The 16,232-nt window shown below is 63.8% G+C and carries 8 protein-coding genes and 4 pseudogenes; 7 read left to right on the plus strand and 5 right to left on the minus strand.

What is annotated here, in order from left to right; all coding sequences use genetic code 11:
* Positions 1-104: 104 nt before the first annotated feature.
* Positions 105-2,171, plus strand: a complete 2,067-nt coding sequence (locus H9L14_RS03460) for an alkaline phosphatase D family protein (protein ID WP_187709242.1) — start codon at positions 105-107, stop codon at positions 2,169-2,171.
* Positions 2,172-2,174: 3 nt separating this feature from the next.
* On the opposite strand, the gene H9L14_RS03465 is transcribed toward H9L14_RS03460, so the two are convergent.
* The 5 genes and pseudogenes from H9L14_RS03465 to H9L14_RS03485 form a co-directional block, all read right to left on the minus strand.
* Positions 2,175-2,681, minus strand: coding sequence for a D-Ala-D-Ala carboxypeptidase family metallohydrolase (locus H9L14_RS03465; RefSeq protein WP_222949911.1), 507 nt, complete (start codon positions 2,679-2,681; stop codon positions 2,175-2,177).
* Positions 2,682-2,780: 99 nt separating this feature from the next.
* Positions 2,781-3,728, minus strand: coding sequence for an isopenicillin N synthase family dioxygenase (locus H9L14_RS03470; protein ID WP_187709243.1), 948 nt, complete (start codon positions 3,726-3,728; stop codon positions 2,781-2,783).
* Positions 3,729-3,826: 98 nt separating this feature from the next.
* Positions 3,827-5,057 (minus strand): annotated as a pseudogene (locus H9L14_RS03475) (NupC/NupG family nucleoside CNT transporter).
* A gap of 49 nt (positions 5,058-5,106) precedes the next feature.
* Positions 5,107-5,676: an LOG family protein gene (locus H9L14_RS03480; RefSeq protein WP_187709244.1), complete on the minus strand. Its 570-nt coding sequence runs from the start codon at positions 5,674-5,676 to the stop codon at positions 5,107-5,109.
* A gap of 5 nt (positions 5,677-5,681) precedes the next feature.
* On the minus strand, positions 5,682-6,653 hold the full coding sequence (locus H9L14_RS03485; RefSeq protein WP_246444394.1) for an adenosine kinase: 972 nt from the start codon (positions 6,651-6,653) through the stop codon (positions 5,682-5,684).
* Positions 6,654-6,751: 98 nt separating this feature from the next.
* Here H9L14_RS03485 and H9L14_RS03490 point away from each other — a divergent pair.
* From H9L14_RS03490 to H9L14_RS03515, 6 genes and pseudogenes are all read left to right on the plus strand, one after another.
* Positions 6,752-7,418 (plus strand): annotated as a pseudogene (locus H9L14_RS03490) (queuosine precursor transporter).
* Between the two features lie 215 nt (positions 7,419-7,633).
* Positions 7,634-10,291, plus strand: a complete 2,658-nt coding sequence (locus H9L14_RS03495) for a TonB-dependent receptor (protein WP_187709246.1) — start codon at positions 7,634-7,636, stop codon at positions 10,289-10,291.
* Between the two features lie 124 nt (positions 10,292-10,415).
* Positions 10,416-11,041, plus strand: a pseudogene (locus H9L14_RS03500) (TetR/AcrR family transcriptional regulator).
* A gap of 335 nt (positions 11,042-11,376) precedes the next feature.
* The gene (locus tag H9L14_RS03505) at positions 11,377-11,766 is read left to right on the plus strand and encodes a hypothetical protein (protein ID WP_187709247.1); all 390 of its coding nucleotides are present in this window, start codon (positions 11,377-11,379) and stop codon (positions 11,764-11,766) included.
* A gap of 177 nt (positions 11,767-11,943) precedes the next feature.
* Entirely contained in the window at positions 11,944-13,035 is a 1,092-nt protein-coding gene (locus tag H9L14_RS03510) for an efflux RND transporter periplasmic adaptor subunit (RefSeq protein ID WP_246444397.1), read from the plus strand.
* Between the two features lie 13 nt (positions 13,036-13,048).
* Positions 13,049-16,226 (plus strand): annotated as a pseudogene (locus H9L14_RS03515) (efflux RND transporter permease subunit).
* The last annotated feature ends 6 nt before the right edge of the window (positions 16,227-16,232 follow it).

A 16,232-nucleotide genomic window follows, 5' to 3' on the forward strand; every position in this document is an offset into this window, starting at 1 on the left:
TAAATCCTCACCCGGCTGCCACGCCGTTTCGCGCACTGGAAGCATGAAGTCGGCTGTTGGTCGAAAGCCGGCTGTGCTCGAGGCAATTGTGACTAGCATCGCCCATGACCAAGCTCGACAGACGCTCGTTCATTGCCTCCGCAAGCGCGCTCGGCGCAACGCTCGCTTGGGCAAAAACCGCCGCCGCGAAATCGCGCACAAACTGGACCGAACGGCGCGATCTCTATCCGGATGGCGTCGCCTCGGGTGACCCGGACGATCGTAGTGTCATCCTGTGGACGAGACGTCCGTTCGAGAGCGGCGATCGGCACCTCCTGGTTGCCGAAGTCGCGCTCGATCCCGACTTCAAGCGGGTCGTCTCGACGGCGCGCGCGCCGGTGCTCGCCGAATCCGACTGGACCTGTCGCGTGCTCGCTGCGGGGCTGAGGCCTGCGACCGTCTACTGGTATCGCTTCACCGATGAGAGCGGTGCCGGAAGCCGCATCGGCCGGACGATCACTGCGCCGACCGACGACGACGCTCGTGCCGTGAGCTTCGCCTTCGTCTCCTGCCAGAGCGTCAACGAGGGCGCTCAGAACGCCTATCGCCGGATGATCTGGGAGGACGAGCGAAAGCCAGAAGCCGAGCGCCTCGGCTTCGTCCTCCACCTTGGCGATTTCATCTACGAAGTCGTCGAATATCCGGAAGAGGTGGCGCACCGGTACGGCCGGACCGTCTACGACATCGGAAAGATCCCGAATTCGCGGAAAGTTTACAACTTCCACGTTCCGACCGATCTCGCTGGCTATCGCGTGGTCTATCAGGCGCACATCCGCGATCCGGATATCCAAGATGCCCGCGCGCATTTCCCGTTCGTCTGCATGGGCGACAATCACGAATTCTCGTGGAAAGGCTACCAGAGCTTCATCCAGTACGACGGCGATCCCGAGCCTGCGCAGGAGCTGCGCGTCGCCGCAAATCAGGCGTGGTGGGAATATATCCCGTCGCGGGTCCGCAAGGCATCGGGACCGGGTCTCGAGGCGTTCAAGGGGCCGAAGGTCAAGAACGCGCCAATCACCAAGTTCGACGTTGACGGCCTCGGAGATGAGCCGAACAACGTCGCGGCACTAGCCAGCATGACCGCCTATCGCGCGCTTCGGTACGGTCGAAACGTCGAGCTGATCATCACCGACATGCACGCTTACATGATGAAGGATCCGACCTCTCGCCCGGAGGTCGCGGCGCTCGACCCTCCGGATTTCCCGAACATGTTCCCGCAAGACATCTTGGAAGTGCTGGACGGCGGAACTGTGTTCAACGGCGGCAAGCCACCTGAAGTCATCATGGTGGGCGACAAGGCGGTCCCGAATTTCCGCAAGGACGAGCCGCCGATGACCTTGCTTGGGCGGCAGCAGAAGGCTTGGTTCAAGAGCAAGCTCGCGGAGTCCAAAGCGACCTGGAAAATCTGGGCGGCGACGAACGGCACGCTCGACTTCCGCGCCGATCCGCAGAACCTTCCACCCGGGCTTGCGACGAAGCCGTGGCCGAGCACCGGCTACGCCTGCTCCGGCGGAGGCGACATGAGCGGCAGCTACCACGAGCGGGCAGAGCTCTACGACTTCGTCCGCGACCGGAAAATCGGCGGGCTGGTCACCGTGTCGGGCGACCGCCACAGTTTTTGGGCCGGTTATTCGGCCAAGGCGCTTCCGCCGCAGAAGTTCGAGCCGATTGGTATCGCATTCATCACCGGTTCCATCTCCGCGCCGGGCATGGCGGAAGCGATGGAATATGGCCTCAAGAAGCATCCGCTGCGGCCGTTGTTCGCCGTCCAGCGGGAAGGAGGCAGGTACGAAGCGACCTGCAATCTGACGCTGAAACGGGGCGTCCGCAGCGCGCTCGAATATGCGAAGTCGGGTGACATCGAGACGGCTCGCCGCCTGACTAATCCCGACAATGCGCCGCACCTCGAGTTCATCGACATGGGCGGCCACGGTTATTCAGTCGTCACCGCAACGACCGACAGGGTGCAGACCGAGTTCGTCTGCATTCCGCGTCCAGTCACTCGCGCGACCACGCCCGACGGCGGTCCGCTTCGCTATCGCGTCCGGCACACGGCGGATTTGTGGAAGTCGGGGGAACGGCCTCGGCTGAAGCAGGAAGTGATCGAGGGCGATCCCTCGCTGTCGATCTAGCGACTAGCGTTCCGCAAGCTGCGGCGGCGGAAGGTCGATCCGCAGCGTGCCGTGATCGTCGGCAAGGATTTCCGGATATTTCGGCTTCTCGGGCTGCTTCACCATCGCCGCGGCGACCGTCACTTCAGGCTGAATCGGTACGATCGAGGTGTTTGCGAACGCGAAATGGCTGTGGTCGCCCTCATCGAGGGATTCCACCATCACATAGCCCGCGCGCTGGAGGGCGGCGGCGATCATGCCGTGAGTCACGCCCGGCTTGCGGGCGACATCGATCGCGCGGCCCTGCAGGTGATAGCTGTTGGCGACGCCGCCAACCTGGCGATTGTGCTCGACGCTCCGATAGATGCTCGTGATCGCGCCGAAGCTTGCGGCAACCGCGGCGGCCTTCGAGACGTCGAGGCGCGCTTGAGGCGGCGCCGGGACATCCGACGGCCTTGCAGCTAGTGCTGGCGATGCCATGGCCGCAACGGCCCACAGGCAAGCGGATAGCCGGTACATCAGACTCGTCACCGTCCTGCTTCGCGGAAGCGGGCGGAATGACCCTCGACGGCGCCTGAGTCCATGCCGTTATATGGTGGCTCGTCCCGAAGTGGGACGAAACGTTGAAAATCAGACCAGCTTGATCTCGCGCAGACGCTCTTTGAGATATTCGTCCGCAGTGATCGGAGGCCACTTGGGCTGCTCGCCGGCCGGCACCGTGCCCGGCAGCGGCTCGATCAGGTAATCCGAGCGGAAGTGCAGAAAGAAGGGCATCGAATAGCGCGCATGGCTAGCGCGATCAGGCTGCGGATTGACCACGCGGTGCGAGGTTGAGCGCAGGCGCCCGTTGGTCAGCCGCTGGAGCATGTCGCCAATGTTGATCACCAACTCGCCTGGCTTCGGCGACACCGGGATCCAGCGACCGTCCTTGGTCAGCAGCTCGAGGCCCGCTTCCTCGGCTCCGAGCAGGAGAGTGATCGTGTTGATATCCTCATGCGCACCGGCTCGGATGTGGTTGCCGGTCGGCTCGCTCTGCGGCGGATAGTGGAGAGCGCGCAGGATCGAATTTCCGTCGCGAACCGTGTCGGCGAAATAGTCCTCGTCGATCTTCAGGTAGCGAGCGATCGCGCGAAGCACCTTTAGACCGGTGCGATCGAAGGTCGCGTAGAGTTCGCTGAACGTGTCCTTGAAGCTCGGAACTTCCGATGGCCAGACGTTGTCCGGCATGTGCCCGCGGAACTTGTGCCCCTCCGGCAGGTCCCGGCCGACGTGCCAGAATTCCTTGAGGTCGTGCGCCTTGGCGCCCTTGGCGGTCTCGATCCCGAACGGCGTGTAGCCGCGCTGCCCGCCGCCGTCGGTCAGAAAATACTTCTTCTTCGTCTCTTCCGGCAGGGCGAAGAAAGCCTTCGCCTTCTCCTCGGCGCGATGGATGAGCTCGTCGGGTATGCCATGGTCGGCGATGATCGCGAACCCGTAATCCTCGAAGCTGCGGCCGAGCTTCTTGGCGAATTCGTCGGGGTTGCGATCGGCGTCCTTCAGCGACACGGACGCGATCTGGTCGGCAGTAATGGTGGCCATGATTGTCCTCTAAACTCCAATGCGGCCGAAGCGAAGCAGTGCGGAACGGCGGCGTAATGCTGAATTGCGTCGCTTCCCGTGCTCCGCGTTGACGAAGATCAAGGAAGCATCAGGCTCGCGAGCGCGGCGCTCATCAGGTTCGCGAGAGAACCGGCCAGCAGGGCGCGGATGCCGAGCCTTGCGATCACGGGGCGCTGGTTCGGAGCCAGGCCGCCGGTCACCGCCATCTGGATTGCGATCGAACTGAAGTTTGCGAAGCCGCAGAGCGCAAAGGTCACGATCGCCCGGCTGCGGTCGTTGAGCACAGCGGCGTTCATCTGGCCGAGATCGATGAAGGCGACGAACTCGTTGAGCACCAGCTTCGTGCCGAACAGGCCGCCGGCCGCGTTCGCCTGTTCCCACGGAACGCCGATCAGGAACATGATCGGCTGGAACAGATAGCCGACGATCCGCTGGAAGCTGAGGTCCGGAATCCCGACCATGTTGCCAAGCCCGCCGAGCAGGCCGTTGGCGAGCGCGACGAGGGCGACGAACGCGAGCACCATTGCGCCGACGGCGACGGCGAGCTTCACGCCCGTCTGAGCGCCCTGGGCCGCGGCCATGATAATGTTGGCCGGCTTCACGCCCTCTTCGAACGTTTCCGCCACGTCGACGTTCGCGTCTTCCGCGGTTTCACTGTCGCCAAGCTCGTCCGGCATGATGATCTTGGCCATCAGGATTCCACCCGGGCGGACATAAAGGCCGCCGCGAGGAGGTAGGGCAGGTAGCTCTGGCCGAGCAGGCTCGCGTAGGCGGCGAGGATGGTCCCGGCGACGCCGGCCATGCCGACGCACATGACCGTGAACAGCCGCGACGGGGCAGGGCCGCGAGATACGGGCGAACCACCAGCGGCGATTCCGACTGGCCGACGAAGATGTTGGCCGCAGCGCTCAAGCTTTCGACGCGGCTGATGCCGGTCACCCAGCCGATCGCCCCGCCGACCCAGCGGACGATCCGCTGCATGATGCCGAGATAGTAGAGGATCGCGACGAGGCTCGCGAAGAAGATGATCACCGGCAGAGCGGCGATCGCGAAGGTGTTGGCGAGGGGGTTGCTCGCGCTCGGGCCGAACAGGAATTCGGTGCCCCTGTTCGCATAGCCGAGTAGGTTCGCGACGCCTGCAGAGAGCGAATGGATCCCGGCGCGCCCCCAGCTGGTCCAAAGCACGAGCCACGCAATCGTAGCTTGCAGCGCGAACGCAGCGCCGACGACGCGCAGGCGGATCGCCTTGCGGTTGGACGACAACAGAAACGCGATGGCCAGGATCGCCGCGATCCCGGCGATGCTCATCAGATTCTGATTCACTAGGCGGCCCCTCCCCAGAGCACCGAAAAAACTCTTACCAGACCATGCCTTGCGTAGCGCGCCCGGCGGCTTCGTCCAGCAATTCCAATGCTTCTTCCGGCGTCGTCGCGACCAGCAACTGCTTCCGGCGCGAAGCGGACAGGAACCCGCTCTCGGTTGCATGGTCGATGAACTGGATCATCCCGTCCCAGAAACCGGCAACATTGAGCAGGCAGAACGGCTTGGCGTGATAGCCGAGCGCATTCCAGCTCCACGCTTCGAATAATTCGTCAAAGGTACCGATGCCGCCTGGCAGCGCGATGAAGGCGTCGGCGAGGTCGGTCATCTTCGCTTTGCGCTCATGCATGTTGGGCACGCGGAAAAGCTCGCTGATACCCGTGTGTGCGACTTCAAGATCGACCAGCGCATCCGGGATGACCCCGTATACGTGGCCGCCGAGCTCGAGCACGCTGTCGGCGATCAGTCCCATCAGGCCCAGCCTGCCGCCACCGTAAACGAGGTCGACACCCTGGTTGACCATCGCCGCGGCGGTCGCACGCGTCGCGTCCGCGAAAAGGGGATCGGTCCCCGGCGCCGAACCGCAATAGACTGCGAGGCGCTTCACGTTGTTCATAGCTGGACCAGCTCTTTGAGATTCGCTTCCGGCCGCGCACCGAAGTGCGAGATGACTTCGGCAGCCGCTTGGGCGCCGGCCTCGAGACAGCGTTCGAGCGGACGTGCCCGGCAACGCGCGGCGAGGAAACCGGCGGCGAAAAGATCCCCGGCGCCGGTGGTGTCGACCACTTTTTCAACCGGCGCCGCCGGGATCTCGACACGGCTCCCAACCTCGATCGCCATCGCGCCTGCGGGACCTCGTGTTACGACAAGGGTCGCGACCAATGGCGAGAGCTTGGCGAGTGCGCCATCGAGATCGCCCGCGCCGGCAAGCAGCATGGCTTCGTCCTCGTTGGCGAACAGCACGTCGACCATCCCCCCGTCGATCATCCCGAGCACGCCTTCCTTTCGGCCGGGGATGCACAGGCTCTCGGACAAGGTGAAGGCCACCGTGCGCCCGGCCTCATGCGCGATCTGCGCTGCGCGGAGCATTGCGTGGCGTGGGCGCTCGGGACCCCAGAGATAGCCTTCGAGGAAAGTGATCGAGGCGGACCGGATCATCTGCTCGTCGAGCCGTTGCGGAGCCAGCTCATGGCTCGCTCCGGGGCACGTGTTCATGGTGCGCTGCGCATCCGGTGTGACCAGGATCAGGCAGCGGCCGGTCGGAAGGCCATCGCTGATCGGCGGAGTCTCGAAGCGGACTCCGAGCGAAGTCATGTCGTGCGCGAAGATTGCGCCGAGCTGGTCATCCGCGACCTGGCCGATGAACCCCGCGTCGAGTCCAAGGGCTGCGACTCCCGCCATGCTGTTTGCGGCCGAGCCTCCGCTAATCTCTCGCGCGGGGCCCATCGCCGAATACAAAGCTTCAGCCTGTTCCGGGCTCAACAACTGCATTGAGCCCTTGGTGAGTCCGTTCGCGTCGAGGAAGGAATCCTCGCACGTCGCGATCACGTCGACGATCGCGTCGCCGATTGCGACAATGTCCAATGCTCCGGGATTCACGGGGGCGTCGCGTAGCGGCGGCTAAGCCGTTCGGTCAATTGCCGTTCTTGAAGTTCCGCGCAAACCGGCTAGGCCAACGCGCCATGACGACCGAAGTCCAGGCGGCTGCCAATGCGCCGCAGTCCGCCCGATCAATCCCCTTGTCGCTGTTCGCCTTCGCCATCTTCTATGGCGGCATGGTCTGCATCGCCGGCGTTCTCGGCAACAAGCAGGTCGCCCTTGGCCCGCTTGCGGTCGAGGCGGGTATTTTCGCCTTCCTGCTGCTGGTCGTGACGTCGAGCTCGGTTGCCGAGCTTCATGGCCGAGAGACCGCGAACCGGCTGGTGTTGATCGGCTTCATTCCGCTTCTCGTATCGCTCGCACTCAGCATCATCGTGCTTGCCGTGCCGGCATCGCCCGACATGGCGCCGGACCGCCTCGATGCGTTCAACACGATCATGGGCGGAACGCCGCGGATCTGGCTCGGCGGAATCCTCGCCTACGGGATTTCGACGTTCCTCAACGTCACTATCTTCAGCCGCCTGAAGGCGAGGGAAGGGCCAAGCTCCTGTGGCTCCGCGCGGGATTGCGAGCGTGCTTAGCCAGATCGTGGACACGCTGATCTTTATCACCGTCGCCTTCTACGGTGTGTTCCCGATCGCAGAGCTTTTGATGGGCCAAATGATCGCCAAAGTCGTTCTATCGGCCGTTCTCGTGCCGCCGGCGGTCTATGCTTTCGTCGCTCTTGGGCGGAGGCTCGACGCCCGCTGAGGCCCGCCACGACGGCCTTGGTTTCATGGCGACGTGTCGAATCTACAACAGTCTCCCAGATTCGAGAGTCGGCAGGTTACGGCTGTCATTCCGCTGTCTTAAAGGGCCCTTAGCGGCGGGGGTCGCACCAAGGCGTAAGCCTCGGGTCTGCAAGTTCATTTTTCATCGGGTCTTACGTGAAGAAAGCATTTCTGCTGTGTTCCACGGCGGCATTCATGATGCCTGCCACGGCTTACGCTCAGTCCACCGGCTCGGTCGAATTCGACAAGGAAGCCATCGTCGTTACCGGAAGCCGCACCAAGGACGTCGGCGGCATCCAGACGCCTGACGCGGCGAAGTCCAAGGCGGTCGTCACCCAGGAAATGATCAGCCGCAGCGGTCCGGGCCAGACGGTTCTCGACACGATCAACATCGTCCCCGGCGTGAGCTTCCAGAACAACGATGCGTATGGCAATTCCGGCGGCACGCTGACGATGCGCGGCTTCGATTCGACACGCATCAGCTACACGCTCGACGGCATCCAGCTGAACGACAGCGGTAACTACAACATCTACTCGAACTTCTCGATCGATCCGGAACTCATCGAGCAGGTCAACGTGAATCTCGGCTCGACCGACGTCGACTCGCCGACCGCATCGGCCGTCGGCGGAACCATCAACCAGCGCACCCGCGTCCCGTCGGAAAACCCGAGCGGCCTCATCAACGCCTCGCTGGGGGAGTTCGACTATCGCCGCCTGTTCGCAATGGTCGACACCGGCACGTTCACGAAGTGGGGCACGCGCGCCTTCATCGCGGGCAGCACGTCAAAGTACGACAACCCGTTCAACAATTACGGGAAGCTCGACCGCCAGCAGTACAATGCGAAGATCTACCAGCCGCTGGGCTCCGGTGGCGACTTCGTCTCGATCGCGGGCCGTTACAACCAGGATCGCAACAACTTCTTCGGCTCGCTGCCGCTGCGCTGGGATCCGAGCCGCACCGTCGGTTCGGGAACGGGCAACCGCTTCCCGCGCAACAACGACGAGCGCGAGTATGACATCAATTATCCGTGCACCACGGCCGCGCCCCGCTTCGAAACCGTCGCCCAGATCCGCGTGGCGGGCTACGTTGACCCGGATGCTCCTAACACTTGCGGCACCGAGTTCGACCGGCGCTACAACCCGTCGAACAGCATCAACATCCGCGGCAACTCGAAGTTCTCGATTACCGATCAGCTGACCCTGACCGTCGACCCGAGCTTCCAGTACACCAAGGCCAACGGCGGCGGCACGTCCTCCGCGCGTGAGTTCGGATACGACATCAATCCGACCGGTGGGCGCGCCAACTGCTCGACTGCGGCGCCGAACGCGAACATCAACTGCGTCGGCGGCTACTTCGGCGGCAGCCCGTACCTGAATGGCGTCGACCTCAATGGTGACGGCGACACGCTGGACCAGGTCACCGTCCTGACGCCGAGCCAGACCCGCACGCGCCGCTATGCGGTCGTCGCGGGCCTCGCGTACGAGATCAGCAACGACCACGTCGTCCGCGTCACGTACACGCACGACTATTCGAACCATCGCCAGACGGGCCAGGTCGGTTTCGTGAAGGCCAATGGCGAGCCGGTCGACGTCTTCCCGGTGAACGATCCGATCGCGGCAGCGTCGGGCGTCAACCTCCAGAAGCGTGACCGCCAGTCCTACGCCATCCTCGACAAGTTCGCGGCCCAGTATCGCGGCCAGTTCGGTCCGCTACGCGTGGTGATCGGCGCCAGCATGCCGTTTTTCAAGCGCGACCTGGAGAACTTCTGCTTCACCTCGTCGGCCAGCGGCTTCGTCGAGTGCAGCGGACAGGACGAAGCGCTCGATGCGGTCATCGCAGCCAACAATCCCTACTCGTTCAACCCGACCACCGGTGTGATCACCGGCTTCGCGCCTCCGGGCCACCGCGTCCTGAAGTACCACAAGTTCCTTCCGGACGTCGGCGTGGTGTACAACGTGACGAACGCCGTTTCGGCCTTCGCGAGCTACACCAAGAACATCTCGGTCCCGAGTACGGACAATCTGTACAACGCCTTCTACTTCCCGGCGGGAACGGCGCAGGCGAAGCCGACTCCGGAAACGACGGACTCTTGGGATGCGGGCCTGCGTTACAGCAGTTCGAAGATCCAGGCGTCGCTTGCCGGCTGGTACACCAAGTTCAACGATCGGCTGGCCTCGGCCTACGACCCGGAACTGGACAAGACCGTCTACCGGAACCTCGGACGCGTGGATAAGTGGGGCATCGACGGCGAGATCGCGTACGAGCCGATCCGCGAACTGACGCTCTACGCCTTTGGCTCCTGGATGCGTTCGAAGATCAAGGAGAACATCCAGATCGGGCGCTTCGGAACCGGTGCGAACCAGGTCACCGATTGCGACAACGTCCCGGCAGGTGCGGCTCCGGCGGACATCATTCGCAGCTGCGCCTTCACGAAGGGCAATTATGAGTCCGGTTCGCCAAAGTATTCGTTCGGCGGTTCCGCCGTCGGCCGCTTCAGCATCTTCGAGCTGGGCGCGACCGTGAAGCGGACCGGCCCGCGGTACGTGTTCGACACCAATGTGCCGACCTATTCCGGTGCGATCGGAAGCGCGGCTGCCGTCGAGATCTTCCCGGCCAAGGCGCCGGCCTACACGCTCGTAAATCTCGATGCCCGGATGAAGCTGACGATGCTGAAGGGTCTCGAGAAGAGCTACTTCCAGCTCAACGTCTACAACCTGTTCGACGAGTTCTATGTCGGCGGGTTCAACGGCGGCCTGAACCAGGCGTTCAGCGGCACCAACTATGGCAACCCCAACTTCGTCCAGATCGGCGCTCCGCGCACGATTTCGGGAACGCTCAGCCTGGCATTCTAAGCCTCGGTACAAGCAAAAAGGGGGCGGCGTTTCACCTTCGGGTGGGGCGCCGTTTTCCTTTGCTCCGTGTTAAACAAAAGAAACAACTGGATTTTCGGCGCGGGCATATTATGTACCGTGCGATATGAATAAGCCTGAAGTCGTTTCCATCTGCGCTCCCGCCTGCCGTGGGCGTCCGCGCGAATTTTGCGTGGATGCGGCCTTGGCGCAGGCGCTCCGCGTATTCTGGGAAAAGGGCTACGACGGCACTTCGCTGAACGACCTGACGGAGGCGATGGGGATTACCCGCCCGAGTCTCTATGCCGCGTTCGGCAACAAGGAAGCGCTCTTCCGCAAGGCGCTTGATCTCTATGAGACGGAGAAGCTCGCCTACATCCGGCGCGCGATGGATCAGCCAACTGCGCGGGGCGTCGCCGAGGTCATGCTGCGCGGCTCGGTCGATAATGTGACGAGCTCCAATGAGCCCCACGGCTGCATGGGCGTCATTACCTCGGTTGCCTGTGGGCCGGAGTCGCAGACGGTGCGGGAGGAAGTCGTCAAGCGCGGCGAAGTGGCGAAGAGAGCGCTGATCGAACGCTTCGAGCGCGCCAAGGAGGAAGGCGACCTTCCGGCCCACGTCGATGCCGAAGGCCTGATGCGCGTCCTCATCGCGATGCTCCAGGGATCTCTGTCCAGGCCAACCAGGGCGCCACCCGCGAGGAGTTGGACAAGCTCGTCGAAAGCGGCCTCGCCCTCTGGCCGAGCGCCTGATTTATACCTCCCAAAAGATTTTTTATCGGTCAGTATAGAATTATCGCTTGACGGGCCCTACCTGGCTTTATACTGAACGGTACAGAAAGATTGGAGCCATGTTCCGGCACCGCTCTTTTGACCCATCGACAGATAAAGGGGCGATGCGTCTGAACAGGTTTCCAGTCTTCCCGCGGGGCTGACACCCGCCAGTTTTCGTAACGAACCATAGCTGACCCACGTCGAAGCCTGGCGCTTCGTCGAACGGGATTTTTGCGCGCTGTGAAGAGCCGGCCGCCGGAGCATCGCTCCGGCGAATGACCGTGCTCGCCCGCCGCTAGTGAGAGGAGCAAAGCATGGCCTACCTGGCAAAGATCGAAACACAGGATTCACGGCCGGTCGCGCTCCCTGCGATCGCGGCAAACAACAATACGAGGCCGAACTTCTCGCCTCTCGAATGGTCGATCATCCGTCTCGCCCGGATCGACCGGCTGTGGACGATCCGCACCGCCGGCCGCCTGCGCCGCTTCTGGAACTGGTTCGTGGGCCGGGGAAATCCCGAGCTCGCCAATCCGAAGCTCGAGGCGCTTCGCCGAATGGCCGTCCTCACATGGCATTTCGGCTTCACCGTCCCCGGTGAAGACGTCTCCGAATTCATCTCCGCCGGCTTCTCGCCGGACCAATACGAACTGATGGCCGCCAGCATCAATGCGGCCCTCAGCAGCCCGCGAAGGATTCCCGCATGAACATGTTCACCGAAGTGAAGGCCGACGACGGCCTCCAGCGCACCCTGCGAGTGAAGCTCGCAGGCCGCCCTCTCTGGCAACGCGCCGGGCTCATCGGAACACCCCTCGTCGCCCTAGCCGCGGCCGTCACCTTCTGGAACAGCGATCCCTCCCCGCAGCTGCTCCACCACTCCCTCAGTGACGGTCGCGGCACCCCTCGAGCAGAATGTCAGCTTGTGGGACGATTATGTCGGCCGGTTCGAGCCGAGCCGAAGCGTCGAGGTCCGTCCGCGCGTCTCAGGCCAGATCATCGCCGTGCACTTCACGGACGGAGCGATCGTCCAGAAGGGCCAGCTGCTCTTCACGATCGATCCGCGTCCGTTCACGGCCGCGCTCGCCGAGGCGAGGGCAGGGGTTGCGACCGCACGCAGCGAGCTCAACCTCGCCGAGACCAACCTAGGCCGCGCCCGTCGCCTGCTCGAAGCGGACGCGGTGTCGCAGGCCAATGTCGACCAGCTTACCGCTCAGGTGCAGACCGCCCGCGCTGCCCTCGCGGCGGCCCAGGCTCGGGTCCAGCAGCGAGCGCTCGACGTCGAGTTCACCCGCATCCGCGCTCCGATCAGCGGCCGAATCTCCGACCGCAAGATCGACGCCGGAAACCTAGTTGCGTCGGGTGTCGACGGCGGTACGCTGCTGACGACCATCAATGCGCTCGATCCGATCTACTTCACGTTCGACGTTCCGGAATCCCTCTACCTGAAGGATTCGCGGGAGCGGCGGGCGGGAGCTCAGGGCGACGTCGCCGAAATCCGCTTGCAGGACGAAGCCACCTACAACTGGCGCGGAAAACTGGACTTCACGGACAATGGCATCAGCCAGAATTCGGGAACGATCCGGGCGCGCGCGGTCGTTCGCAATCCCGACCTGTTCCTGACGCCTGGCATGTTCGGAAACATGCGTCTCGCCGATGGCGGGACGACTCCGGCGTTGCTGGTGCCCGATGCGGCAATCCGCACCGACCAAGCGCGCAAGATCGTGCTCACGGTCGGCAAGGACGGAACCGTCGCCGCCAAGCCGGTCGAGACCGGCCCGCTTGTCGGCGACCTTCGCGTCATCCGGTCCGGCCTGACCCGCGCCGACCGCGTCGTCATCCAGGGTGTCCAGTTCGCCATGCCCGGCAGCAAGGTAAAGCCGCGCGTCACGCAGGTCCGCGTTGCCGAAGGCGCAGCTCCGGCGGCCGCACCCCCATCCAGCCCGAGCGCCTCACAGGCGACTTTGGCGGCCAGATAAAAGAAGCCCTCCAATGCAGCTCAGCCACTTCTTCATCCGGCGCCCGATCTTTGCCGGCGTGATCGCGATCATCATTACGATCGTCGGCCTGTTCGCTTATTTCGGACTTCCGGTTTCGCAGTTTCCGAACGTCGTTCCCCGACGGTGACGGTCAGCGCCAACTATCCGGGCGCGTCCGCCGAAACCGTCGCTGACACGGTCGCCGCGCCGATCGAGCAGCAGATCAACGGCGTCGACAACATGCTCTACCAGTCGTCGCAATCGACCGGCGATGGACGGGTGACGATCACCGTCACCTTCAAGCTCGGCACCGACCTCGACACGGCGCAAGTGCTTGTCCAGAACCGCGTTGCGCTGGCGCAGCCGAGCCTTCCGGAGGAAGTGCGCCGGCAGGGCGTCGTCGTCCGCAAGACTTCGCCGTCCTGGCTGATGGCCGTCAACGTGCTTTCGCCCGACGGCTCGCTCGATCGCGGCTATGTGTCCAACTACGCGCTGACCCAGCTCAAAGATCGCCTTTCCCGCGTCGACGGCATCGGCGACGTCTCGATCTTCGGCGCCCGCGATTATGCGATGCGCGTCTGGATCGATCCGGGCCGCGCCTCCACGCTCGGTCTAACGGCCGGCGAAGTGGTCGACGCGTTGCGCAGCCAGAACGTGCAGGTTGCCGCCGGCACCGTCGGTCAGCCGCCGTTCGACACCGGCGCGGCGCAGCAGCTAAACGTCGAGACCCAGGGCCGTTTCAAAACGGCCGACGAGTTCGCAAACATCATCATCCGGACCGATCCGAGCGGCGCGATCACAAGACTTCGCGACGTCGCCCGGGTCGAGCTCGGCGCCGAGGATTACGGCGTCAACGCCTACCTCTCCGGCAAGGATTCCGTGATCCTCGGCATTACCCAGCGTCCGGGCACCAATGCGCTCGCGGCGGCTGAAGGCGTCAAGGCCCAGCTCGCCGAGGCTTCGAAGATGTTTCCGAAGGGCCTCGAATACCGGATCATCTGGAACCCGACCGAATTCATCAGTGAATCGATGACGGCCGTCCAGGAAACGCTCCTCGAAGCGATGCTGCTGGTCGTGCTGGTGATCATCGTCTTCCTGCAGAGCTGGCGAGCGGCGATCATCCCGATCGTCGCCATCCCGGTCTCGCTGATCGGCTCCTTCGCGGTGCTGGCGGCGCTCGGCTACTCGCTCAACACCTTGTCGATGTTCGGCCTCGTGCTCGCCATTGGAATCGTCGTCGACGACGCGATCGTCGTGGTCGAGAACGTCGAGCGAAATCTCGAGCACGGCTTGAGTCCGAAGGAAGCGGCGCACCGCTCGATGGACGAGGTGTCGGCCGCGCTCGTCGCGATCGTCCTCGTGCTTTGCGCGGTGTTCGTTCCGGTCACCTTCCTGACCGGCATCACCGGCGAATTCTATCGCCAGTTCGCGGTCACGATCGCGGCCTCGACGATCATCTCGCTGCTGTTGTCGCTGACTCTTTCTCCGGCGCTTGCCGCACGGCTTCTGAAGCCGCGAAGCGATCATCGCGCTGAAGCGGGTGTGATGGGCTTCGTCCATCGCGCAGGCGACTGGTTCAACACCAACTTTGCGCGGTTGAGCGAGTGGTACGGCAACTTCACGCGCCGGATCCTCAACGCTCCAAAGCGCGCGCTGACCGTCTACGCGGGCCTCGTCGGACTGACGCTGGCCGTCTTCTGGTACACGCCGTCGGGCTTCATCCCGGCGCAGGACCAAGGCTATGCGCTCGCCGCCATCCAGCTTCCCCCGGAAGCTCGATCGAACGTACGGACGCGGTGCTCAAGAAGGCCGTCGACAAATTGCTCAAGGTGCCGGGCGTCGACCAGGCCGTGATGTTCTCGGGCTTCGACGGAGCGTCGGGGACCCAGGCGTCCAACGCCGGCGCAGCCTATGTCACATTCAAGCCGTTCGACGAGCGGGCAGGGACCGACCGCACCGAGCTCAACATCGAGAATGACATGCGCGCGGCGCTTGCGGACATGGACGAGGCGTTCGTGTTCGTCATCCCGCCGCCCGTCATCCAGGGCGTCGGCAACGGCGGCGGCTATCGCATGATCGTCCAGGACCGGCAGGGCGCCGGCTACCAGGCGCTCGAGCAAGCTGCCCAGCAGTTGATCGGGCAGGCGCACCAGGAAAAGGGCCTCGCCAACGTCTTCACCTTGTTCAACACGGCGACGCCCCGAGTCTATGCCGACGTCGACCGGGCGAAGGCGGACATGCTCGGCGTCCCACCTGAGCGCGTGTTCGAAGCGCTGCAGGTCTATCTCGGGTCGGCCTACGTCAACGACTTCAATCTGCTCGGCCGCACCTTCCACGTGACGGCGCAGGCGGATGCCCAGTATCGCGACGACGCGTCCGACATCGGCCAGCTGAAGACCCGCTCGAACAGCGGGGCGATGGTGCCGATCGGGACGGTCGCGACCTTCTCGGACAAGACGGGCCCGTATCGCGTGACGCGCTATAACCTGTACCCCGCGGTCGAGGTCGATGGCGACACCGCGCCCGGTTACTCTTCGGGCCAGTCGCTCAAGACGATGGAAAAGCTAGCTTCCGGTCTACCCCAAGGCTTCGCGACGGAATGGACCGACATCGCGTACCAGCAGAAGCTTGCGGGCAGCATTGCCGCGGTGATTTTTGCTCTGTCGGTGGTGTTCGTATTCCTCGTGCTGGCAGCGCAATTCGAAAGCCTTCTGCTTCCGCTGTCGATCATCTTGATCGTGCCGATGACGTTGCTTGCGGCCATGACCGGTGTGAACCTGCGCGGGCTGGACAACAACATCCTGACGCAGATCGGCCTGATCGTGCTCATCGCGCTCGCCGCGAAGAATGCGATCCTGATCGTCGAGTTCGCCAAGCAGGCGGAGGAGCGCGGTCTCGCCGTCATCGATGCGGCGGTCGAAGCGGCGCGCTCGCGGCTCCGCCCGATCCTGATGACCAGCTTCGCCTTCATCCTCGGCACCGTGCCGCTGGTGATCGCGAGCGGGCCGGGTTGGGAGCTTCGCCAGGCGCTCGGAACGGCGGTCTTCTTCGGAATGATCGGAGTGACGGCCTTCGGCCTCGTGTTCACCCCGGTGTTCTACGCCGCGACGCGGTCGCTCGGCGAAATGCTGAAGCGCCGCCGCGGCGACCGGCCCTCGGACGAGCAGTTGACGCTGCTTCCGGCGGAATAAAGGAAC

The organism is Sphingomonas sediminicola, assembly GCF_014489515.1.
Classification (GTDB): domain Bacteria; phylum Pseudomonadota; class Alphaproteobacteria; order Sphingomonadales; family Sphingomonadaceae; genus Sphingomicrobium; species Sphingomicrobium sediminicola.